The following is a 23,666-nucleotide window of genomic DNA, read 5'->3' on the forward strand; positions in this document are numbered from 1 at the left end:
CTAAAATTTATGAAATAGTTAATTTGCGTATCATTACGGGCATATGCTACGTAAAACGGTTAATGAAGCTGGCTCATTTAATACTTGCTCATAATCATCCTGAACAGCTGGAACGCCTTATAAATAAACTGGCGCATCCGGATGCCGACGTTTACGTGCACATTGATGCAAAGGTGAACTTGCGACCTTTTGAAAATTTAAGAAGTATAAAAAATGTATATTTTATAACTAACCGTATTAAGATATATTGGGGTGCCTTTAATATGGTTGAGGCAACCGTTAACAGCCTTAAGCAGATAATAAATAGTGGGAATTATAACTACATTAACCTGCTTAGCGGGCACGATTATCCGCTACAGCCGGCAAATGAGTTTTTAGAATATTTGCGCATTAATCCCGGCAAAGCTTTTATGAGTTCGCTGGTTGCTGAAACCGATTGTCGGGATCTGCTGCCACGGATTGAAAAATATTACCTCGATAACTATCGCTTCCCGATGCGGTATAGGGCGCAGCGGTTAATTAACCGCATTTTACCACGACGCAAAATGCCCGGCAACATGGTATTGGTAGGCCGCTCGCAATGGTTCACCTTAAGTATTGAGTGCATTGATTTCATATTAAAGTATTGGGATGCGCACCCTGCCTTCCGCCGGTTTATGACCTTTACCTGGGGGCCCGATGAGTTTATTTTTCAGACTATTTTATACAACTCGCCTTTGCGCGATAAAATGGTGAACGATGATTTGAGGTATATCGATTGGTCGGCCGGGGGCAAAAACCCTAAAACACTCACAATGGACGATGCTGACAAATTGCTTGAATCTAAAAAATTCTTCGCCCGCAAGTTTGATGTACAACGGCATCCCGATGTGCTTGATTATATCGATAAACACCTGCTTTGACGCGCTATTTAAGCACTGGGCAGTTTAATAACGGCAGTAAATAAGTTAAGTCTGTTCTCCGCATTATAATGATAAGTAAACTCATCGGCACATTTGGCAATTATCAATAAACCAAAGTGCTCGGTTACGCTTTCAATGTCGGGAATTTCGTCATCTGTACATTCTTCAATGCTAAAGCTAACGTTGTGTTCGCCGGTATAGTTGGCAAACAGGCGGCACATAATATCGTAACTCAACTGTACCTTACCTGCAACCGGGCCTGGCTTGCCAAAGGTTACCGGCGGGCCGCTATCGTATTTTTGTATAATGATGTGGCTGCTATCAATATCAACCAGCAGATTTACCGTATTGGCGTGAGAATGTTTAAAGCCATTGGTTAACAACTCGGTGGTGATGGATTTTACTTTAAAATGCAGCTCATAGTTTTCAACTAATGACGCGCCGGTACTATCTTCCAAAAAAGCCAGCACCTGCTTTAACGATGGTGTTAATACCAGGCTATCATTTAAAAATATAAACTCTTTACGGGTGGTTGTTATACGCATTTTATATTGCGGTGGCTTCGGTCAGGTTTTTATAAATTTTAAATACTTTATCCAATCGGATCAGGCTGAAAAGGTTGTGAATATCGGGTTTTAATCCGACAAGTAAAATATCATTTTTAGAGGCAATAGCATGTTTTAATGATGATACAAGCGCTCCTAAAAACGAGCTGTCCATATAACTGATGCTGCTTAGATCGAGTACAACTTTCTTGTTGTGCTCATCGATAAAAGCAATCAGTTCGGCTTTAAATTTCTCAGAATTATTCAGATTAGCCTCTGTAACGTTGCTTTTAAGGGATACATAGCTATCGGTAACATTTTCAATATCGATCATCATAACGTTCTTACAATATTTATTATGCTCTGATCATCCACAACAATGTCAGGGCTTAGGTTAAAAAGCTGTTGTTTTATTTCTTCAAAGCTAATGCCAGCTGTGAGCAGTTCGCTTAATTTATACTTAAAATTTTCGTAGTCGGTTTTAATCTTACCATTGTCAGCAACGTCAATCATGCCGTCAGTAAAAATAAAAAGCTGGTCTGTAGGGTTTAAAACCAATTGTTGTTCAGTATAACTAACACCTGCAAACATGCCGAGTAATAATCCGTCCGTAGTTACCTGCTGCAATTGCTGTGTATTGGCATTATAGTGTAACAGCGGCAAATCGCCTGCACCGGCGTAGGTAATTAGGCCGCTCTCGGTATCAATCAGCACTAATGATAAGCTGGAGAGTATGTCCTGCAACACATCGTCAAGGCAAATAATGCTGTTTACTTTCTGCAATATATTTGCCGGCGAAAACTCATTACTTAACGTAGCAAACCTCACTGCCGAGCGCACGTAACTCAGGTAGCCAAAGGTAAAGTACCAGGCCATCCATTTTTTACCCATAATATCGCCAAGCACCACGTAGGTATAACGCTTATCAACCTGTATAAAGTCAATAAAGTCGCCGCCCGGCACGTCATTATATGGGCGGTGCCAAAAGTTAATATCATAGCCGGTTATTTCCGGCTTCTTTTGCGGTATCGATTTGATGTTTAGTGCCTTTGCTGCATTCTGTACCTCAAGTGTTGATAGCTCGCGCTGTTTATTTACGGTGAGTAATATGTTATTAAGTTTGGATATGATTACATTGATGGGCGTATCTTTTATAATAAAGTCAATAGCCTGCAAATCAAGCCCCTGCTCAATAGTTTCTTTATCGCTTAACGAGGTCAGAAATACGAAGGGGATATCCCTGAACATTTCCAGTTCCATCAGCTTTTGCCTGAACTCGATACCATTCATACCCGGCATCTCGTAGTCTGACAGAATAATGTCGGGAATATCGGTACTTAGCTTTTCTATAGCGCTTGCTGCCGACATGGCGGTTACGCATTCCCAACCGGTTTTTTTCAAAGCCTGTACCATGATGTTTAAAAACAACAGGTTATCATCAACCAAAAGAATCTTGTTTTCTTTAGCCTGTGTCATTTACTTTTGGGTACCGGGGAATTTAAATATTGATTTAATAAGCAAATATATGCCCGAAAGTACAATTAACGATGATATCAGATCCATAATCGTGATACCATCGTTAGGATTAAAGTAAAAAATGGTGTAAATCTCAAAATCGGGCGGGGCCGGCAACACAATCATGGCCAACCCGAGTGTAATGAGTACCAGGCTAATCACCATCAGTACGATGTTTGCGCCCTTTTCGGCACGGATATATTTTTTAGAGGATTCGCTATCAAACTGGTGCGATGATAAAAGTATGCTGAACTCATCCAGCAAGTCATCTCTTGAGGCGTTCTCCGTATCAATTTGTCTTAGCGCGTCAATACCGGTTTCGCCATGTGCCGAGTTTTCAATAGCACTATTCAGTTTTTGTTGAATATCGCGGGCCTTATCGCTGTCAATATTGGTTTCAGCAAGCAGGGCAATCAGTTCATCAAGTTTTTGGTTGATGGCCTGTTCGTCGGGCTGATCATTTTGACTGTTATTTATATTACTAACTTGGTCGCTCAATTTAAATTGATAATTTCAAAAACACTATTGACATTAAACCGTACAAAGGTTATAATTTGAATGAAACGCGTATCAATAATAACCGTCAATTACAATCAAAGTTTGGTTACAGAGGATCTATTGGCCTCTATCAGTTCAACAAACACTTATCCGGCTATTGAAATTATAGTTGTTGATAACGGTAGCGCCATCAACCCGGTGCCTGCATGGACAACCCTTTATACGGATGTAAGATTTATACGCTCTGATGAAAATTTAGGTTTTGCCGGTGGTAATAATATAGGCATAGCCGCTTCAACAGGCGATTACCTGTTCCTGGTGAATAATGATACGGAGTTTACAGCAGGCTTAATTGAAACGCTGGTTAAAACATTGGATGATAATAGTAAGGTAGGCATGGTATCGCCTAAGATACGCTACTTTGATGAGCCTGATACCTTGCAATACATGGGCTTTACGCCGATGAATTACTATACTGCCCGCAATAATTCTATCGGTCAGTTTGAAGTTGATAAAGGGCAATACGATAATTTGACAGGCCCTACAGGTTACGCACATGGTGCCGCCATGATGCTGCGCCGCGAATGCATTGATAGGGCGGGTTTAATGGCCGACCATTTTTTTCTGTATTATGAAGAACTGGATTGGTGCGACCGTATAAATCGGGCAGGCTATGAAATATGGCTGAATACCGGCGCGCTGATTTATCATAAGGAGTCGGTATCAGTAGGGCGGGTAAGCGCGCTTAAAGAATATTTTATGAACCGCAACCGCATCTTGTTTATCCGGCGGAACGCGCCGTTAACCGCGCGGATAGTGTTTTACCTGTTCTTTTTGCTGATAGTAACGCCCCGCAACATCATCAGATACATTAAAACCGGCCATGCCGATTTTATAAAATGGCTTTTTAAGGCCATATGGTGGAATATTACCCGAAGTAAAAACAGTACTTATTTAGGTTATCCTTTAAAATAATATATGATAGTTACTTTCTGGCTAAGCCTGTTTATAGTTTTTTATGCCTTTGTAGGCTATGGCATCGTGTTGTTTGGTTTAATAAAAATTAAGCGCGCGCTTAAAGGTAAACCTGTTTTGCCCGATGTTGTAAACCTGCCAACCTGTACGCTGGTGGTTGCCGCCTACAATGAAGAGCGTTTTATTGCCGAAAAAATCCAGAATAGCCTGGAACTAAACTATCCTGAAGGTAAGTTGGAGTTTATTTTTATTACCGATGGCTCGACCGATAATACCGCCGCTATTGTTTCAACGTTTCCGCGGGTTAAACTGATGCATAAGGACGGGCGCAGCGGTAAAATAGCTGCCGTTCACCGCGCCATGACTGAAGTAACCACCGAGGTTGTGGTTTTTACAGATGCCAATACCTTTTTAAATAAGGATGCCATTGTAAATATCTGCCGTCATTACGCCGATAAAAAGGTAGGTGCTGTGGCGGGAGAAAAACGCGTACATATTGATGAAACCGCGGATGCTACTGCAGGAGAAGGCTTTTACTGGAAATACGAATCAAAACTTAAAACCTGGGACTCAGAGCTATATTCCGTTGTAGGGGCAGCAGGGGAGTTGTTCAGCATACGCCGCGAGTTGTACGTGCCCGTACAGCCTGACACCATTCTGGATGATTTTATGATATCGCTGCTGGTTACTATTGATGGCTACCGGGTTATTTATGAGCCGGATGCTTACGCTACCGAAACCGCATCGCAAAACGTAGGTGAGGAGCTTAAACGCAAGATCAGGATAGCGGCAGGTGGCATACAGTCTATTCTCCGTTTAAAACCACTGTTAAATCCTTTGCGCAATTTTATACTAAGCTTTCAGTACATCAGTCACCGGGTGTTACGGTGGACGGTGGTGCCCTTTTTAATGATACTCGCGCTGTTGTTAAACATAGCTATTGTAGCTCAGGGTGTATATGGTATTTACTTGCTTATATTGATAGCGCAGATAGGTTTTTATGGAATGGCGCTATTGGGCTGGATATTGGAAGCGAGAGAAATAAAGGTGAAAATATTTTTCATTCCATACTATTTTTGCATGATGAATTACGCCGTTGTGCGTGGAATATTCCGCTACTCGGCAGGTAAACAAAGTGCGATATGGGAGAAAGCGAAGAGGCAGTAGTTTGGAGAGTAATGAGATATTAGTGGTGAGTGATCTTTAAAATTAACGATCTAACCCTGCTAATCTTAACTTGCCGCTCTTCACTCACAATTCACAACTAACCACTCACCAAAAAATGTCTTTAAAAGATAAAATAAAGAATAACCCCAAGCTGAAAAAGCTGGTACACTGGATGCTGATACCGAGCGGTGAGGCGAGGCCGCGCCTTTGGGTTAAATGGTTTGTAAACCCATTTATACACAAGCGGGGCAAGGGCTCAAAGGTACGCAGCCGTACGCGTATGGATGTGCTGCCATTCAATCAGTTTCAATTGGGTGCAGGTTCAACTATTGAGGATTTTTGCACTGTAAATAACGGCGTCGGTGATGTATCAATCGGTGAAAACTCGCTGATAGGTATGGGTAATGTGATAATCGGTCCTGTGCGTATTGGCAACAATGTAATATTCGCGCAAAATATAGTTGCAAGCGGCTTAAATCATGAGTACCGCGATGTTAACCAACCTATCCATGCCCAAAAAATATTAGTAGCGCCTATTGTGGTTGAGGACGATTGCTGGATAGCCGCCAATTCCGTAATTACATCAGGCGTAACGATTGGCAAGCACAGTGTTGTTGCCGCAGGGGCTGTGGTTACCAAAGATATTCCGCCCTATTCGGTTGCCGTGGGTAACCCTGCCCGCGTGATTAAGCGTTACGATTTTGAATTGAACGATTGGGTTAGGGTATAAGTATAGTTGTTACATGTCCTAAATTTCTTTTGAGCGATCAGAAGAAATAAAACTAAGCGTTAGCGATCTCATGAGCACCACAAAAAATAAGCAACAGCGAATAAATTGCCGGCTTTTTAATTTTCTATTAAGGCAGTGAATTATCAGTGCTACCCGAAAATTAAGAGGCCGGAGAAGTTGGTTATGAGTGGTCTCCCCATTTTTTTAATGATTAAAAGAGCGTGGGCCTGCCGGAAAACCGGGCCGGGAGTATGGCATGTGCGGCTGAAGGTTTTTTCCGGCTTGATGTTTGGTTACTTTGCATCTAAGGTAAAGTAACTGGCCTCTGCGGCCAAGAGCAGACCAAAGTTAATTTGAGCAAACCCTGTCAAAGTAATTTTGAAAGAGCACTTTATTACCCTACCTATGTCTTTTAGTTGATAAAAGAATTTGAGTAGGATCAAACTTGCTCTTTTTGGAGCAACGCCGGTATGGTTTTTAATATCACACGGGCATCATTCCATAAACTGTGGTGCTCGGCGTAATAGTTGTCGAGCATCAGGCGTTCTTCTTCGCTCATTTCAGCTTTGCCACGTTTTTCAACCTGCCATAAGCCGGTAATACCCGCCGGTGCGGCAAATCGCAAAGCATATTTATCCGTAGTTAGTTTTTCTGCTTCATAAAGTGGCAGCGGACGGTTGCCCACAATGCTCATGTCGCCTTTAATAACGTTCCACAATTGTGGCAACTCGTCAATACTGGTATTGCGTATAAAATTACCAATCTTGGTAATTCGCGGGTCATTCTTGATCTTGAAGAAAGCAGAGTCACCACCCTCACGTTTTGAGCTGATGTATTGTTTTTCGCACCAGGTAACCTTGTCGGCATGCAGCGGGAACTGGCACTTACCATATTGCGTACACTCGGCACATAAAAAGTTTGTGTTGTCGCTTGCAGATTTTTCCTGCTTGCTTTGCGCGTCAATAGTATACTGGTTAAGGTGCTTCAAGTCTTTAACGCGCTGATCTGCATTTACATACATTGAGCGGAATTTGTAAAACTTAAACACGTTATAACCTGTACCTACCCGCAATGAATAATAAAACGCGGGTCCGCGCGATTCAAGCTTAATGGCCAGGTAAATGATCAGGAACAGAGGAGACAACACCAGTAATACACCACCGGCAAAAACAATGTCGAATATGCGCTTGCCTATTGGTGTTTTCTTTGGAGCAGGTACTTTTTTAACCAGGTTGGTTTTAAGCTTGCTCCACTGCGTAAGCGTAAAGTTGATGCGTGATTCAACGTTATCGGCCATCATTGGCTGCCAGAAAACATCCACCACGCCCGATTCAAGGGCGAGTTTACGCAGGTTAGCGCTCAGGTGATTTACCACCAAAAAAAACGGCGGCGCGTCAGCACGCGTTTTTTTGATGGCTTCAATTAATTGTACGCCACCCGGCGCCAGTATTTCACTTTGCGAAATTACGGCAGCAATGCTGGTGCCTTTTTCAAGCGCTTCGGTAAGTTCCTGGTTATCATTAAAACATGTTACATCATTTACAGGCAGGTTCATGCCCTTAAAAAAGTCAACTATGTTATTGCTGCAATTAACCAGTGCAATTATGCTTCCGTTCGTGTCTGACATGATTAAATACCTTCCTCTATCTGTTTACAATGGCCTTTCAACGCGCCTTAATACTACCCTTATACGTGCGGCAAGCTCCGCAGGGTTAAAGGGTTTTACAACAAAATCGTCTGCACCGCTATCAAGGCACTTGATTCTCTTCTCAGAGCTTTCTTCACCCGAAAGAATAATGATCGGTATCGATTTAAAGAAGTCGCTGGCCTTTACCTGTTCAATCAATTGCAAACCGGTAATTTCAGGCGTATTATAGTCGGATAAAATAAGGTTGGGAATATTGCCGTTCTGCAAAAAAGCAAGCGCCGCCATACCATTATCAGTAATTTCAACCTCATAGGTCGAGCTCAAAAACTCGTTCAGAATGATCTGCATGTACGGATCGTCCTCAACAACAAGTATTTTAATTTTATTAGTATCAGTAAATGCCATAGGCTTCGCTTATTTTTTGTTTCTGTATAAAAATATCCAACGTTTAGTTATCTGCCAATTAAACTTACATTTATTTTCTGTGTAACATTATTACGAAAAATGCAGTATATAAGTTGGTGACATATAAAATAAATATTTTCTAATACTGTTTTAAGTAATTATTAATAGCCGTTTTGATGTAAGTACTTTAATAGTAACTTCGCTTAACACATTTCGTTGGTTGATGAACGTATCGCACTTTTTTTTTAATGCAGAGCAGCTTGGCCGTTTGTTTCCTTATTACATATTGATAAGCAATCAGGAGCTAAAAATTGATGCCTGCGGTGCCGCGCTTAACAACTTTGTAACCCTGCCTGAGTATGGCAGTTTTGCGCAACATTTCACTATTGCCGATAAACCCGGCGATACCATCAATAATCATTACCTGTCTTCTCAGATAGGGCGGTCGCTAACACTAACCCCGGCCGGTAAACCAGGCTTATACGTACACGGGCAGCTGGAATATTTAAAAGCTACCGATCAGTATCTTTTTGCCGGTAACAGTATCACCGGCTTGCCGAACGAAAAAGCAGGCGGTGGAAGTGCTGACCCGGTGCTTAAAAACAAGCTCGATTTTTATTTTGACATACTGAATGAGATACCGGGCGAGGTTGTGGTGTTTGATACCTCGCACCGTTATATATTTATAAACCAGGCAGCCATACGTGATACAGCCTTGCGTGAGCGGATGATAGGCCTGCGCGACGAGGATTTTTGCTGGCTTACCAACCGGCCGGAAAGCCTTGCACAGGAGCGGCGCGCACACTTTAACGAGGTGATGCAATCGCATAAGCTAAAAACCTGGGAAGAAACGATCATCAACCGTTATGGCGAAGAGCTGTATAAGCTGCGCCATATGTACCCCGTGCTGGATCATCAGGGTGAGGTGAAGTTTGTGGTTGGTTACAGTTTTGACATTACCGACCGAAAACGAGCCGAGGAGCAATTGCTCATCAGCGAGAAAAAATATCGTGAACAATACAACCTGAGCCCGGCGTTGATTTACACGCATGATCTTAATGGTAATATCCTTTCCGTAAATCCGGCAATTGCCGATACGCTCGGTTTTGAGCAGGACGAAGTGAATGGCAAAAACATCGCGCAGTACCTCACCGATGAAGATGGCGCCAAACTCGAAAAGCTCTACCTGAATAAGCTAAAAGCAAAAGGCCATGCCCGCGGCGTTTTCAGGGCCATGCATCATGATGGTAAAAACACGGTTTACCTGTTTTATCAAAGTTATGTGGTGGGTGCTGATACCGACCAATCTTATATCATCGGTTTCTCGCATGATATTACCGACCGGATAAACATCGAAAAAGAGCTCCGTAAAGCTAAAAATGCTACCGAAAGTGCGGCGCAGGCTAAGGGAATTTTCCTGGCTAATTTGAGCCATGAGATACGTACACCTATGAATGGTGTGCTCGGCTTAAATAAGTTGCTTTCAAAAACACCATTGAATGAGCAGCAACAAGGCTATGTGAAACTTATTGCCGAATCGGCAGACAGTTTATTAGCCATAGTGAATGATCTGCTCGACCTTGAAAAAATAACTTCAAACAACCTGGAATTTGAGAGCCGCCCGTATAACATCACCAATAAACTTAATCGTACACTGCAACTGTTCCAGTTAAAAGCCAGGCAAAAAAATCTGGAACTGGTGTTAAAGAATCGTCTGCCAGAGGAATTTATAGTAATAGGTGATGAATCGCGCTTTATCCAGATATTGTCAAACCTGCTAAGTAACGCAATTAAATTTACTAAAACCGGTACCGTAACTGTTTCATCAGCAATGCTCTACAATGCTAACGATAGGGTGTTGCTTGAATTTTCGGTAGCCGATACCGGCATTGGTATCAGCGACGACCGCTTGCCTTACATATTTGATCCGTTTATGCTTACCACCTCAAATATGGTGAGGCAGCAGGGCGGTACAGGCATGGGGCTTGCCATTGTGAAAAACCTGGTTGAAATGCAAGGTGGCCACATCAAGGTAAATAGCAAGGTAAATTCAGGTACTGAATTTACGTTCAGCCTCACCTTAAAAAAGGGCCTGGTGTACATACAGCGTTACAACGGCAACGATGGCCAGTACGATCCGGACAAGTTGAAAGGCAAACGCGTTTTGGTAGCCGAAGATGTTGAGTTGAATATGTTTCTGGTGAAAACGTTGTTAGAAAGCTGGGGGTGTGAGGTTGATTCGGCCGAAGACGGCCAAAAAGCGCTGCAAAAGGCATCCAATAAATATTATGATGTAATACTGATGGACATCCAGATGCCCGAAATGGATGGTTTAACAGCCACGCGCCATATCAGGCAGCTTGAAAATCCGCTTTATCGTGATGTGCCTATTATTGCGCTTACAGCCAACGCGTTAAAAGGTGATGGTAAGTATTACGCCAACGCCGGCATGAATGATTGCGTTACAAAACCATATTCTGAAGAACATTTATACGAAAGAATAGTTGAAACTATAGCGAAGGATAAAGCACGAGGAGATAGCGCGCCTTCCTTAAACAATGCTGACAATGTTGAGAATAAAGTTATGCAGGAAGCTGCATCGCAGTTCTCAGGCGAAAAGAAATTAGAAATACCCCAAGATACCCCTATACAAGATACCCCGCTACCCATGAACACCACCGTTAAGTTATACGATCTTTCTATAATTGATAGTATAAGCAAGGGAAACCAGGCATTCAATAACAAGATGATCAAGATGTTCTGCGACGTAACCGCGCAGGATTTGAGTAAGATTAAAGAAGCCGCCTCAGGTGGCGATTGGCAAACTGTGGGCTCACTGGCGCATAAGCTCAAATCAACTGTTGGCAATATGGGCGTTGAGATATTGAAAGAGCCAGTACGCATGCTTGAAACCCGTACCGCTGCTAATCCCCACGCCACTGTAAACGAACTTGAAGAAAAGTTAAACCAGGTAAGCCAGCAACTTAAAGCAGATTACCCGGAAGCTTTTAATTAACCCGTATTATTTGATATTTAAAACGCGTTTAAGGCGTTTCCAGGTGCCTTTCCACAGGCCGCCGTCAATTTGTATGCGCCTGTCCGTTGTCCAAACAATTGCTTTTGAGGCTGATACCCGGTGCATTTTACCAAAGCCTTTGCGGGTTAGCTTCAGGGCCAGATAACCGTCCTCGTTAGTGCCGGGAGGGTGGTTAAAGCCATCAACCTGAAGGCCCTGTTCTTTACGGAAGCCGGAGTTGAAACCATAAACGTTTACAGCTTCGCTTTTAAATTTGGTATTGTAAAAGCGGCTTAGTTCGGCAAACCACTCGTAAAAATAATAAGTTACGCGGCCAGTGCTCCCAATGGGGATAAAAGAAAATATGCCGTAGGTGATGGCCACATTGTTATTAGTGACAAGCGGCTTAACCATTTCCTCAATCCAATCCTTAGGGTAGATAGTGTCGGCATCGGCATTTAAAATGTATTTGCCACGGGCCTGCCCAAGCCCGCAGTTACGGGCGGGGGTAATGCCCTGTGTAGTTTCAAGCACATAATTAACGCCGCAGTTTTTAATAAGCTGCTCGGTAGCATCTTTAGAGTTGTTGTTTACCACCAGTATTTCAACCGGCCACTGGGTGCTGTTGTTGCATAATGATGCCAGTGTTTGAACAATGTTCTCTTCCTCATTATAAGCGGGCATCACCACCGAAATTAACGGTTCAGTATCCTTTGAAAGCTGTTTATACGCCGCGCGGATACGCTCAAAGTTTTCGGCAGAGTGATCTTTTACCAGGTATTGCGTTATGTATGATGGTATAAAAACTGATTTCATTTACGGGGCAAAGGTTACATTATGAATATAAGCGCTTATACGCTTCTTTTTAAAATAAGATACATAGGCGCTTACATCACCTTAAAACCGGCATTAATATTCAGTGAATACCTCGTCCGGGTAGCACCACAGCCAGCGTTCGCCCGGCTCGGCCGAGGCAATTACCGGGTGCTGCGAGCGGTGGTAATGCTTGGTCATATGTTTATACGGCGAAGCATCACAGCATAGCGTAATACCACAAGTTTGGCAGGTACGCAGGTGCACCCACGTACCGCCGTTTTTTATGCATTCATCGCAAACATATTCGTCGCCAATGGTAACTTGTATTATAGCGCTGATGTGGCTGCATGTTGTTGGTTGATCCATGATGTTATACTTCGGCCAGGTATTTATGTACAAAGCTAATGGCCATTGAGCCTTCGCCCACGGCTGATGCAACACGGTTCATGGCGCCGGCGCGTACGTCACCGGCGGCGAATATGCCGGGTGTGCTGGTTTCAAGCAGGTACGGGTCGCGTTTCATTTTCCATATTTTATCAAAACCATCATAACGGTTAAGCTCGCGTCCGGTTTCAACAAAGCCCTTATTATCTTTAATAATGTTGGTGCCCAACCACTCAGTGTAAGGTTTTGCACCGATGAATATGTAAAGCGCATCTGCTTCAACCGTTTCCACATCGCCCGAAATTAAGTGAGTTATGGTAAGCTCGCGCAGTTTATCATCGCCCTTGGCCTCGGTTATCTCGCTGCATCCCTTAACACATATATTTTCCACACCATTGATCTGCTCAATAAGGTACGCCGACATGGTAGATGTAAGGTCTTCCCTGCGGATGATGATACAAACCTGCTTAGCAAATTTAGACAAATACATCGCGGCTTGCCCGGCAGAGTTACCACCGCCAACAATATAAACCTGCTTGTCGCGGCAGGAGAGGGCTTCGGTATTAGCCGCGCCGTAATATATACCGGCACCGGTAAAGTTGTTCACGCCCTTGGTTTCCAGCTTGCGGTAATCAACGCCGGTGGTTATAATAATGGCTTTGGCGTTAATTTCGGTTTCGTCGTTTAGTACGATGGCTTTGTAACCATCTTTAATTCGTATTTCCTTTACCATTTGCGGCGATAAAAATTCAGTACCAAAACGGGTAGCCTGTGTAATAGCACGGCGGGTAAGGTCTGAGCCGCTCAAGCCGCTTGGGAAGCCGAGGTAATTCTCTATACGTGAGCTTGTCCCTGCCTGTCCGCCTGGTGCGTGCCTTTCAATAAGCAGGGTGCGTAAACCTTCGGATGCGCCGTAAACGGATGCCGCCAGGCCCGCAGGACCGGCGCCAACTATAGCCACATCATAAACATTATTGCTTACACGCGGGTTAAGACCAATTTTTGACGCTACATCAATAATGGTTGGGCGTTTTACCACCTCGCCATCTTCAAAAATAAGCACAGGGAAATCCTTAGGCTGCAGGTTGTTTACATTGCAAAGGCGCGTTCCTTCCTCATCAGCCATATCAACCCATTGATAGGGTACCAGGTTGCCTGCCAAAAACTCCTTTACCTCATGCGATTGCGGCGAAAATTGATAGCCCAAAACCTTTATACCTTTAAAATCCGGGCGGTAGCTGCCCTGCCAATCGTCCAAAAGATCGTCAATTATCGGGTAAAGCTTTTCTTCAGGCGGATCCCATGGTTTCGTCAGATAATAGTCAAGCTTAACATCGTTAATGGCCTTTATGGCAGCATCGGTATCAGAATATGCGGTAAGTAAAACACGCTTAGCATCAGGAAAAAATACCATCGCCTTGGTCAAAAAGTCGACGCCCTGCATTTCGGGCATGCGTTGGTCTGAAATAAAAGCGGCTACAACCTCGCCCTTATTCTTCAGCTCGCGCAGGCTGCTCAAGGCTTCGTTTGCCGATGATGTGCTGAGTATGCGGTAATCCTGGCGATATTTTGAGCGAAGGTCGCGGTTAATTGCCCGCAACACCTGCGGGTCGTCATCAATTAAAAATATTATCGGCTGATCCATTTATTGTTTAGTGGTGGTAGATTGTTGGTTGTGATTGTTTAATTATTGATCTAAGGGCAGGCAAACCTCAAATTCCGTTTCGCCGGGTTTTGATTTTACCTTGATGGTACCATTATGCTGCTGAATAATGCGGTTTACAACATCGAGCCCCATGCCGGTACCTTTGCCCATTGCTTTCGTAGTAAAAAACGGATCGAAGATGCGGCTACGGATATCCTCAGGTATGCCCGGGCCGTTATCAGTAATCTTGATCTGTACAAAAGCACCGTCACGTTGCGTACTTATCTTAAGCGTGTCGCCATTGTTGCCTTCCATGGCATCGAGCGCATTATCTATAAGGTTTGTCCACACCTGGTTAAGGTCGCCGGGGCGGGCATTAACCTTAGGCAGGTCTTCGGCAAAGCTTTTAACCATGTTGATATTGTTCTTCTTGATCTTGTAGATCATCATCTTTAACGTACTGATGATGCCTTCCTTAATATCAACCGGCTGCTTATCGGCGGCCATATCCATGTGGGTGAAATTCTTTACGGATGTAACCAGCTCGCTTATGCGGCGCGATGCTTCTTCAATGTCTGACACGAGTTTGTCCGTCATCAGCGTATTATTGATCCATACCAGCACCGGCGAAACGCAATCAACAGCCACCTGGTCACGCAGCTTTTCCAGGTCATTAACGGCAAAGCCTACATCCACTAACGTTTCAGCCATTTCGTAGCTGTTCACCTCGTGGTCTTCCAACCAGTCCATCATCTCATCTTCCTTGGCCGATTTTTCGAGCATGCTCAAAACCGGTTTATCCGGCCTGTTGATAATGTCCTGAATAAAGACGTTGATCGGGTCAACCTCGCTCATTTTTAGTTTAACCGCGGCTATTTGCTTAAAAATATGCGGGTATTGTTTTAACTGTTCTTTTAATGCCGATGTATTGCGTACAATAGCGGCTGCCGGGTTATTCAGCTCATGCGCCAGGCCGGCTGATAATTTGCCCAGCGCCATCATTTTTTCGTTTTGCTGTTGTAAGGCCGTAAAATCGCGCACGCGGTTGGTCATGATGTGTACCAATGCTTCGGTAAGCTCGTAATGCAACTTTATGCTTTCCTGTACTTTTTCGGCAGGGCATACCAGCGCCGTCATTTTACGTACGCATTCACCGTAACCGGTAAGTTTTTTACCACGCGAAAATGGCAGGTAGCCGGTTATGGAGCCTTCGCCAAGCACGGCGAGTTCTCGAATACTGCCGCCTTGCACCATACATATCCGGAAACTGCCTTCCAGCACAACCATGGTGATATTTAATGGGGCGCCGGCTTCAAATATACGTTCGCCGGACTCGTATTCCCGAACTTCGCCCTGTTCTATAAGCCATTGCAACTGGTCTTCAGGTACAGTTTGCAGGCTTTCAATTTTTTTTAGCTGATCAGCAGTTACAGTATACATTGGTAGTGTTTTGCGTTAGTAAAAATAGCGCAGATTTTTTAAAATTCCACTATTTTACAAAGCACAAAACTGTTGTAACCGCCTTTTGTGTGAATGCCGGCAGGCCGATTGGAAAGGAAGCCGGAATTTATGTATTTAAAGGCAGGCTAAAGTAAAAGGTGGCGCCCTCATACTCCTTGCTCTCTACCCATATTTTACCTTGATGCAGGTGCACAATCTCTGCCGCGATGTACAGGCCGATACCGAATCCCGCTACGGTTTTCATAACCTCATTATCAGCGCGGTAAAAACGATCGAACAGCTTGTCGAGATCCTGTGTTTTAACGCCGATGCCCTTATCAGCCACCGATATAGTTACCTCGTGTTCGGTAACTACGCTATTCACGTAAATCTCCGTTTCGAGCGGAGAGTACTTGGCTGCGTTGCTTAGCAGGTTATCAAGCACCTGTGCAATCTTGTTACGGTCGGCATTTATGATGACAGAATCGTTACGGTCAATTTCAATAAAGTGGTTGCTGTTTATAAAGCGCGATTCCGCTACAACCTCGCTGATCAGATCACTGATATCAAACACTTCTGGCGATAAGCTGATCTTCCCTGATTCCAGCTTCGACAGATCAAGGAAACCGCGTATCATCTTGGTCATTTTAACAATTTGCAGGTCGGCTTTGGTAAGCGCCCCGGCAATAAAGTCTTCATTGAGCTTCTTGGCCTTGCTGATAGATATCTGGATGTATGATTTTATTGACGTAAGCGGCGTTTTCAGCTCATGGCTTACCATGGCAATAAAATCGTTCTTGCGTATTTCTTCCTGCTTGCGTTCGGTAATATCAATCATGATACCCGAATAGTTAGACGGCTTGCCATTGGCATCGTAATATAACTTTCCGTTTGAATGTACCCAGCGCTGCCTGCCGGTTTTAGGGTCCGTTATCGGGTATTCCATATCGCAGCCGCCGCCTTGTTCAAAGGCTTTATTTATCGCTTCAACAACCAGCGGGCGCTGCCTTTCGCCAATTCGGTTTATAGCTTCACTAAACAAGAGTTCCTCATCCGGTTGCAAACCAAAAAATTCCTTCGTTCGTGCAGAGGGATATACCTGCATGTTGGTTGCGTCAATACTCCAGGTACCTAAACCGGCCGAATCAATAGCCAGGCGCAGCCGCTCTTCGGCCTCTGCCAGTTGAAAGCGTGATTCTACCTGGTCAGTAACGTCAGTAGCGGTTTGCAGCACGCCCCAAACATATCCATCGCTGTTAATTAGCGGCTTAAAGGTAAAATTATAGTAAAATGCTTTTGGGCGATAATTGATTACGCGTTCTATGCGTTGCTCCTTCAATTCAACCAACTGCCGGTTTTTATAGGCATGGTAAAGCACCGATGTAAGCAGTCGCTTATCGGCTTCAGGTAAGGCGGTATCAAACGGCATCCCGGTAACGCTTTCATCCCGTTGCCAAACATTGAGCATGGCTTTATTAGCCAGCTTGATAAGCATATTGGCGCCGGTGTAAAGCGCGGTAGGAGCGGGCGTTTCGTCAATTACGGCACGCAGCATTTCTGATTCTATATCTATAACCGAAAAATTCATGTAGAGATTAGCAAGCAGGACGGTTTACTTAAAGTGTGTTATACGTATTTTTACAACTAATAGTTAACAAAAATTAACGGGTATTTTAGCCATGGCTGCAAATTCTTTATTACTCGATTTAGTACGAAACTCGTTAATGCAAACTGCTACCGCGACGGAAAAGAAAATGTTTGGCGGCGTTTGCTTTATGGTTGATGGAAAGATGTGCGTTTGCGTAGGCGACGTTTACTTAATGTGCCGACTTACCCCCGATAATTACGAGCACGAACTGCAATTACCGGGCGTACAACAAATGGTACATGGCGGGCGGTTGATGAAAGGGTATGTTTATGTAAATGAAGCGGTATTAAATACCCAGGCCGATGTAGACTCATGGGTTAACAAAGCATTAGGCTACAATCCTGCGGCCTGGGCATCAAAAAAGTAAATCTTAAAAACGTATACCTAATGCCAAGCCTAAACGGGCGGTGATCCATTTGCCGTTCAGATCAACAGTTGCGCCGTTTTGGTCTACCCGGTATTTAGTATCAATAAATCCGTTTTTAAATTGTTCCAGCTCATTCCGCAAAGCTTGTTGCTCATTCTCGTCCAGCGGGGCGCTGCCGTCAATACGGCCGGACGAATGGCCATAGGTGCCGCCGATGATCCACCAATCCAAATACAGCAAACGGCTTAGTTTAAACTGCGTGCCTATCATCACACCACCCGAAAAGGCGTTAAGGCTGCCCTCCAGCGGGAAGATTTTCTCCGTACCATTATAGTCGTATTTAAAAGGCAGTTGGGCGCTGTAATGCGCATACCTTACGTAAGGCGCAACATAAAAACCGCGGCCTGCCTGCCCGCCGGTGTAGTACCTAAACTCAGGCGCGATTACAAAGTTGCCGGTGCGCAAACCATCAATTTGTTTGGACACCTCATCATCGTCAATGATATTTTTAAATGCCTGTTTAAAAGGAAGGTCAGACGTTGGCGCATAGCGTACATTAAGCGCTACAGATATCTGCTGGCCTACAGGGCGCTCGTATTGCAGCGATATGTTTTTGAGCGCGAGTGCGGGCACATTTATCTTTAGGTAATTATCGCCATCGTAGTCCACCGTTTGGGCTGTAGCAACTGAGATAAGGCATAGGGGCAAGCATAAAGCTCTCCCAATATGTTTAACAAAAGGCATCATAATATTCACAGGTTATGTTACGGGTATACGATGCCTCTGTTTTATTTGTTTATCTATTTGTTAAATAATTAAACTACAGCTTCGGTTTGTATAACAGGTTCCGGGTTGTTTAAAGGCTCCTTTAGTTTAGCTGATCGTTTTTTGCTCTTTTTATTACGCTTGCCCCACCATATTAAAAAGCCTGTTATGGGTAATGAGGCACATATAAAACTGGCTAAAAAAGCCAGCAGTTGAGTACCCAAACCATAAATACGCCCGGTATGGATATCCTTGTTGGAGTTGCGCCATTTTAAGCCTAAAGGCTTTTGGCTATGTATTAACTTGTCGAACTGCTTACCGTTGCGCATGTCGAAATAAAAATAGCTCATGTTACGCCAGCCGTCGGTCCGGTTTTTATGGTAAACAAAAGCCATCAGGGTAGGCTCATCCTTTTCGGGCAGGTTAAGGCCTATGGTAACGTAACTATGGTTGATTTCCTGTTGGATGTGATGCAATATCTCATCCAGCGTACCACTCGATTGCGCAGCAGGCGTAGTTGTTTTAGGTGCCTTGCGTACCAGCTCAATCTTGCCCGGCGAACCTAAAATACGGTAAATACCGTCTTCCCACCATTTGAACGACCATACCAGACCTGTGATAGCGATGATCATGGCAATGGGCAGCACATAAAAGCCAAAGCTGTTGTGCAAATCGTAATTAACACGTTTCCATTTGGCGCCCCATTTTACCGAGAGATTCTTTTTGAGCTGTTTCAGATTTTTTGGCAGCCAAAGCATAAAGCCGGTGATCATCATCAGCAAAAACAACAAAATGCACGAGCCTATAATAACGCTGCCCACCGGTTTTACCAGCAATAACTGTCGGTGCAGTTGCTCGGTAACGTTAAAAAACTCGTATCTAACGTCAATAACGCCAAGTACCTCGCCGGTGTAAGGGTTAATGTAAACATCATCCTTATACTTAAACTGGCTAAAGTAACTCCACCACTTTATCTGATCTTTCTTGTTGATTTTGGCCGCGGAAAACACATAGCTGCGATCAGCCTCATTAATGCGGATATCGGTAACCGGCTTTTTTTTGCCGAGCTTTTTTTGGGCTATCACCAATAACTCAGAAACCGGCCTTGCGGGGCCGGTTTGCTTCACCTCAACCAGGTCGCGGTGAAAAGTATCAAAAAGCTCATCCTCAAACACCAGGATACACCCGGTTACAGATACCAATACTACGATGATACCGGTAACCAGGCCTACCCATAAATGCAGCCACGCGGCTACGGCCTTAACTCGCTTCCAGATCATAAGCTATTAAAAGTCATAAGTTAATGTTAGCAGGTAGTTTGCAGGTGCACCCGGGAACAGCCTGATATAATCATAACCACCTACCCAATATTTTTTGCCGGTAATGTTGTTGGCATTAAACTGCAACTGTACTTTATTAACACGATAGTAAGCTGCCGCGTTAACCAGCAGATATTCCGGTATGCTTTGCGTAAGGTTGATAGACAGGTTACGCTTGCCTACGTAGTTTGAACCAACGCCCAAACCAAAGCCATTCAACGGGCCACGTACAAAGTTATACCTTGTCCAAATGTTGGCGGTATTTTTTGGTGCGTTTGGTTTCTGCAATCCCAGTTCAACCGGGTTTAAGCTCTCCACAATTTTGGCGTCATTGTACGCGTATGATGCCAGGATGCTCCAATTGGGCATTATGCGGCCGGTTATATCAAACTCCACACCGCGCGCACGCTCTTTACCTACTTGTCTTAAAAGATCGGGGTTGGTGGCATCGTTGGCATTGTAAAGCGTGTTGTTTTGCTCAATTTGATATACACTTGTTGTAATGCTTAAGCGGTCATCAAACCAGCTGCTTTTAGCGCCGAATTCCACCATGTTACTGGTAACGGGATCAAAAGGTCCGCCCGCGTTAGGATTAGCCAGGTTAGCTGCGGTTTGTGGGTTATAGCCCATTACATAACTTCCGTAAACATTGATGTTTTTAGTAGCGGTATAAACCAGGCCGAAACGTGGCAGCCAAGCGCTTGAGTGTGTTTTAACTTCGGTATTTGTCAGATAGTTGTTAAAGTCGGTATAATATTCGTAACGGATACCGGCCAATAGTTGCAAACGACCTAATTTGATCTGATCCTGCACATAACCGGCGTTCAGATAATAATAGGTTGGGGCAAGAGTCGTGGGAGCAAAAAATGCTTTGCTGTCATCCTGCATACGTTGTGAATTGATTGAGTTAGTCAAATCAAACGACGGAATATTCGGCACCGGGTTGCCTTTAGCATCACGTAAATATTTTAAGCTGTCCTTAGCTGCGTAGTTTGCAATAGTGCCGGTGTTGGTGGCATTACGGTAACCCGAAGCTGTAAGTTGAGACGCGCCAACAGGCATTTTTTCGCTACCATAATCATAACCCGCAACAATTTTATGTTCCAGAGCTCCGGTTTTAACATTATAATTAAAGTAGCCACTCAAATTATCAATATAGCGTTTGCGCTTACGCTGAAAAACCTGCATAGCAACCAAATTAGATATATCGTTACCTAATTTATCCTTAGCATAAGCGTTGGCACTGCGGTGCTCATACAAATCTTCCTGGTAGCCGGTTTTTGAGTAGGCGGCGTTAAAGCTCAGGTTATCATTAAACTTATGGTTTAGTGATAAGGTAACAATATACGTTTGCTCGTTCAAAAAATCGTTAGCGGTACTCAGCGCCAGCGATTGCGGGGTAGAGTAAAGGTCAGTACCAATTACGGATTGGCCCCTGTCCAGCCTTGAGCGTGAGCTGTTGTATACCATATCAAAGTTGATGCTGGTTTTTTCGGACGCTATAAAAGTAAGCGATGGCGCAACAACCACGTTCTTGTCAAACTGCAAATCACGGAATGAGCCTGCATCTTCGTAACCCAGGTTAAGGCGGTAAAGCAGCGAGCTATCCTTATTGGCAGGGCCGGTAAAATCAGCCAAACCACGAAGGGTGTTAAAGCTGCCTAATGACATGCTTAACTGGCGACGGGTTTCATTCAGCGGTTTTTTGGTTACACGGTTAACCACACCACCCGGGCTGGCGTTACCGTATAGCGCTGATGACGGGCCTTTCAGCACCTCAACACGCTCCAGGTAATTGGTAAGCGGTTGTTTCCAAAAGCCGGTGCTGGTACGCAGGCCGTTAACCAACTGGGTGTTGCTTTGGCCGTTCACGCGGAAACCACGAATGGTCAGGTCATCATAAAAAGTGAACTGATTTACACCACTAAAGTTTTTAACCACATCGCCGGTGCGGATAACGCCCTGATCGGCCATTAATTCCTTACTGGCATAAGATACCGACTGGGGCAAATCCTTAATATCGGTTTCTGTTTTGTTGCCGATAAAGGTGGATTTGGTTTTGTATGTTTTTTCCTTACGGCCGGTAATTTCTACTTGCTGTAAAGATGAATTATCGGTTGATAAGGAGATGTTTTGATTAACGTTGCTACCCGCGTTAACAGTGATTTTACGCGCTGCAGAAGCGTAGCCAATAAAGCTAACGCGAAGGGTATAAGTTCCGGGTTCAAGTTTAATGGCGTAACGGCCCTTTAAGTCGGTAGCTCCGCTAAGCGATGTGCCTTCAACGGCTACGGTAGTACCAGGCAGTGGATCGCCTTTTTCGTCGAGCACTACACCGCTTACGGTTTGTTGGGTTTGTGCTTGAGTGATGATGGTGCAAAGAGATAAGCTTATCAGCAAAAAAATGGATAATAAACGTTTCGTCATACTAAATGGTGCGAATTGTGATGGTAATTAATATTGCCACAAATGTATGTTCTTATTTAGATTAAATCCAAATAAAATACCAAAAAGGTGTTGAAACGTTTAATCAATTGAAATTATGCGGATTGTTCCATCCAGTTTTTACCGTGGCTAAAGCGCGCCACCAACATGGCGGCAACGGTATCGCCGGTTGAATTCAGAAGGGTAGCTAACGGATCGACAAGTGTGCCAATGATAATGGCAGGGGGGAGCGCCTCCGGCGGAAAGCCGTAAGCGGAGATAAACAGCAGTTCGCCAACGTAACCGCCATTGGGGATGCCTCCTTCAACAATGCTCACTAAAACGGTTATGGCCAATGCGCTGATAATGACTTCTACACTGTCAAATCCTTTACCGAATAAAGCAAATACCACAGCCATTTTTACGATGGATGAGATGCTTGAGCCATCCTTATGCAGCGTGGCGCCAAGGGGTACGCTGATGTTAGCAATATAATCGGGCACGCCGATTTTTTTAGCGGCATCGAGGTTGGCAGGTATAGTGGCAATGCTACTGCAGGTACTTACTGCCGTTGCCGAAGGGATGATATTGTTTTTCCAGTAGCGTTTAAACCCTTTGAGGCCGCCTGCTATAAAGGCATACGCGCTAAATCCGAATACAAAATAAAACGCGCCTACGCTGTAATATAAGCCTAATGATTTTGCATAAGCCCCAAACAATTGCGGCCCGAAATAACCCACCTGGTAGGCAAAGTAAGCACCAAGGCCAACAGGCGCCATCTTCATCAGGATGATGAATAGTTGCTTGAAAACCTCATTCCCCGCGTTTAAAAAGCGGGCGAAGCGTACGCCATCTTCGCCGGAGCGCAATACGGCGAAACCAATCAATACCGAAAAAAGTATCATGGCCAACATACTGGAGCGGGTGAAAAGCTGGTAAAAATCGGACGTAGTAAAAAGCTGTACCATTTGTTCACCAAAAGGCTTTTTACTGATCTGCTCGGTAAGTGGTGGCGCGGTTAATTGCTCATGCACTGGGAACAGCCTAACGGCAATGATGGTTAAAGTGGCTGATACCAGAATCGTACCCAAAAACACCATTGAAGTTACACTGAGTAACTTACCAATTCGGTTGGTGCCATTAAGGTTGGCAATGGCCGATGATATAGCGAAGAATACCAGCGGTACCACGGCAATAAACAACAGGTTCAAAAAAATATCGCCCAATGGCTTTAACACAACTACCTCTTTACCCATCACCAAACCCGCAATGGCACCGGCGGTTACACCGCTGATGAGCCATAATATTCCGCTGTAGTTTTTAAGCCAGTTACTCATTTACCGTTTTGGGTGATGTAATGCAGGCTAAGATATGTAAAAAAGGGGCTAATAAGCGGTTGACAAGCCATGGCTTTGTAAAGTATTTTTGCCGTTAGCCAAATACATTTTACGTGGTTG

Annotated in this window: 21 protein-coding genes; 6 read left to right on the plus strand and 15 right to left on the minus strand. The window is 44.2% G+C overall.

What is annotated here, in order from left to right; translation table 11 throughout:
* Positions 1-62 precede the first annotated feature (62 nt).
* The gene (locus LT679_RS02640; RefSeq protein WP_232175376.1) at positions 63-902 is read left to right on the plus strand and encodes a beta-1,6-N-acetylglucosaminyltransferase; all 840 of its coding nucleotides are present in this window, start codon (positions 63-65) and stop codon (positions 900-902) included.
* Positions 903-910: 8 nt separating this feature from the next.
* Here the strand turns inward: LT679_RS02640 and LT679_RS02645 are convergent, their stop codons facing one another.
* Genes LT679_RS02645 through LT679_RS02660 form a run of 4 tightly spaced genes read right to left on the minus strand, consistent with a single transcriptional unit; the run spans position 911 to position 3,460 of the window.
* Positions 911-1,447: a hypothetical protein gene (locus tag LT679_RS02645; RefSeq protein ID WP_232175377.1), complete on the minus strand. Its 537-nt coding sequence runs from the start codon at positions 1,445-1,447 to the stop codon at positions 911-913.
* A 1-nt stretch (position 1,448) separates the two neighbouring features.
* Positions 1,449-1,784 carry an STAS domain-containing protein gene (locus LT679_RS02650; RefSeq protein ID WP_232175378.1) on the minus strand — a complete coding sequence of 112 codons (336 nt, stop codon included), beginning with the start codon at positions 1,782-1,784 and terminating at the stop codon, positions 1,449-1,451.
* Positions 1,781-2,923 carry a fused response regulator/phosphatase gene (locus tag LT679_RS02655; protein WP_232175379.1) on the minus strand — a complete coding sequence of 381 codons (1,143 nt, stop codon included), beginning with the start codon at positions 2,921-2,923 and terminating at the stop codon, positions 1,781-1,783. Before LT679_RS02655 ends, LT679_RS02650 begins: the two co-directional genes overlap by 4 nt.
* Positions 2,924-3,460: a hypothetical protein gene (locus tag LT679_RS02660; protein WP_232175380.1), complete on the minus strand. Its 537-nt coding sequence runs from the start codon at positions 3,458-3,460 to the stop codon at positions 2,924-2,926.
* 60 nt (positions 3,461-3,520) lie between these two features.
* Between LT679_RS02660 and LT679_RS02665 the strand changes: the two genes are divergently transcribed.
* The 3 genes from LT679_RS02665 to LT679_RS02675 all read left to right on the plus strand — a co-directional run bounded on the left by LT679_RS02665 (position 3,521) and on the right by LT679_RS02675 (position 6,332).
* Positions 3,521-4,435: a glycosyltransferase family 2 protein gene (locus LT679_RS02665; RefSeq protein ID WP_232175381.1), complete on the plus strand. Its 915-nt coding sequence runs from the start codon at positions 3,521-3,523 to the stop codon at positions 4,433-4,435.
* 3 nt (positions 4,436-4,438) lie between these two features.
* Positions 4,439-5,602 carry a glycosyltransferase family 2 protein gene (locus LT679_RS02670; protein WP_232175382.1) on the plus strand — a complete coding sequence of 388 codons (1,164 nt, stop codon included), beginning with the start codon at positions 4,439-4,441 and terminating at the stop codon, positions 5,600-5,602.
* 115 nt (positions 5,603-5,717) lie between these two features.
* Positions 5,718-6,332, plus strand: a complete 615-nt coding sequence (locus LT679_RS02675; RefSeq protein ID WP_232175383.1) for an acyltransferase — start codon at positions 5,718-5,720, stop codon at positions 6,330-6,332.
* Positions 6,333-6,771: 439 nt separating this feature from the next.
* Here LT679_RS02675 and LT679_RS02680 read toward each other — a convergent pair whose 3' ends face one another.
* Complete coding sequence (locus LT679_RS02680; RefSeq protein ID WP_232175384.1) at positions 6,772-7,959, minus strand: sugar transferase; 1,188 nt, start codon at positions 7,957-7,959, stop codon at positions 6,772-6,774.
* A 24-nt stretch (positions 7,960-7,983) separates the two neighbouring features.
* Complete coding sequence (locus tag LT679_RS02685; RefSeq protein ID WP_232175386.1) at positions 7,984-8,385, minus strand: response regulator transcription factor; 402 nt, start codon at positions 8,383-8,385, stop codon at positions 7,984-7,986.
* Positions 8,386-8,608: 223 nt separating this feature from the next.
* Between LT679_RS02685 and LT679_RS02690 the strand changes: the two genes are divergently transcribed.
* Entirely contained in the window at positions 8,609-11,401 is a 2,793-nt protein-coding gene (locus tag LT679_RS02690; protein WP_232175387.1) for a PAS domain-containing hybrid sensor histidine kinase/response regulator, read from the plus strand.
* Positions 11,402-11,407: 6 nt separating this feature from the next.
* Here LT679_RS02690 and LT679_RS02695 read toward each other — a convergent pair whose 3' ends face one another.
* The 5 genes from LT679_RS02695 to LT679_RS02715 all read right to left on the minus strand — a co-directional run bounded on the left by LT679_RS02695 (position 11,408) and on the right by LT679_RS02715 (position 17,274).
* Positions 11,408-12,217 (minus strand): glycosyltransferase family 2 protein, encoded by an 810-nt coding sequence (locus LT679_RS02695; RefSeq protein ID WP_232175388.1) that lies wholly within the window; start codon positions 12,215-12,217, stop codon positions 11,408-11,410.
* A 93-nt stretch (positions 12,218-12,310) separates the two neighbouring features.
* The gene (locus LT679_RS02700) at positions 12,311-12,583 is read right to left on the minus strand and encodes a UBP-type zinc finger domain-containing protein (RefSeq protein ID WP_232175389.1); all 273 of its coding nucleotides are present in this window, start codon (positions 12,581-12,583) and stop codon (positions 12,311-12,313) included.
* Positions 12,584-12,587: 4 nt separating this feature from the next.
* Complete coding sequence (locus tag LT679_RS02705) at positions 12,588-14,246, minus strand: response regulator (RefSeq protein ID WP_232175390.1); 1,659 nt, start codon at positions 14,244-14,246, stop codon at positions 12,588-12,590.
* 42 nt (positions 14,247-14,288) lie between these two features.
* Positions 14,289-15,686, minus strand: coding sequence for an ATP-binding protein (locus LT679_RS02710; protein WP_232175391.1), 1,398 nt, complete (start codon positions 15,684-15,686; stop codon positions 14,289-14,291).
* 127 nt (positions 15,687-15,813) lie between these two features.
* Positions 15,814-17,274, minus strand: coding sequence for an ATP-binding protein (locus LT679_RS02715; protein WP_232175392.1), 1,461 nt, complete (start codon positions 17,272-17,274; stop codon positions 15,814-15,816).
* A gap of 91 nt (positions 17,275-17,365) precedes the next feature.
* Here LT679_RS02715 and LT679_RS02720 point away from each other — a divergent pair, with 91 nt between their 5' ends.
* The gene (locus LT679_RS02720) at positions 17,366-17,701 is read left to right on the plus strand and encodes a TfoX/Sxy family protein (protein ID WP_232175393.1); all 336 of its coding nucleotides are present in this window, start codon (positions 17,366-17,368) and stop codon (positions 17,699-17,701) included.
* 3 nt (positions 17,702-17,704) lie between these two features.
* Here LT679_RS02720 and LT679_RS02725 read toward each other — a convergent pair whose 3' ends face one another.
* The 4 genes from LT679_RS02725 to LT679_RS02740 form a co-directional block, all read right to left on the minus strand.
* Positions 17,705-18,448, minus strand: a complete 744-nt coding sequence (locus LT679_RS02725; protein WP_232175395.1) for a DUF3575 domain-containing protein — start codon at positions 18,446-18,448, stop codon at positions 17,705-17,707.
* 68 nt (positions 18,449-18,516) lie between these two features.
* A complete protein-coding gene (locus tag LT679_RS02730) occupies positions 18,517-19,746 on the minus strand; it encodes a PepSY-associated TM helix domain-containing protein (RefSeq protein ID WP_232175397.1) in 1,230 nt (409 codons plus the stop codon).
* Between the two features lie 6 nt (positions 19,747-19,752).
* The gene (locus LT679_RS02735; protein WP_232175399.1) at positions 19,753-22,212 is read right to left on the minus strand and encodes a TonB-dependent receptor; all 2,460 of its coding nucleotides are present in this window, start codon (positions 22,210-22,212) and stop codon (positions 19,753-19,755) included.
* A gap of 113 nt (positions 22,213-22,325) precedes the next feature.
* A complete protein-coding gene (locus LT679_RS02740) occupies positions 22,326-23,546 on the minus strand; it encodes a dicarboxylate/amino acid:cation symporter (protein WP_232175400.1) in 1,221 nt (406 codons plus the stop codon).
* Positions 23,547-23,666: the final 120 nt, after the last annotated feature.

It is taken from the genome of Mucilaginibacter roseus (assembly GCF_021215455.1).
GTDB lineage: Bacteria > Bacteroidota > Bacteroidia > Sphingobacteriales > Sphingobacteriaceae > Mucilaginibacter > Mucilaginibacter roseus.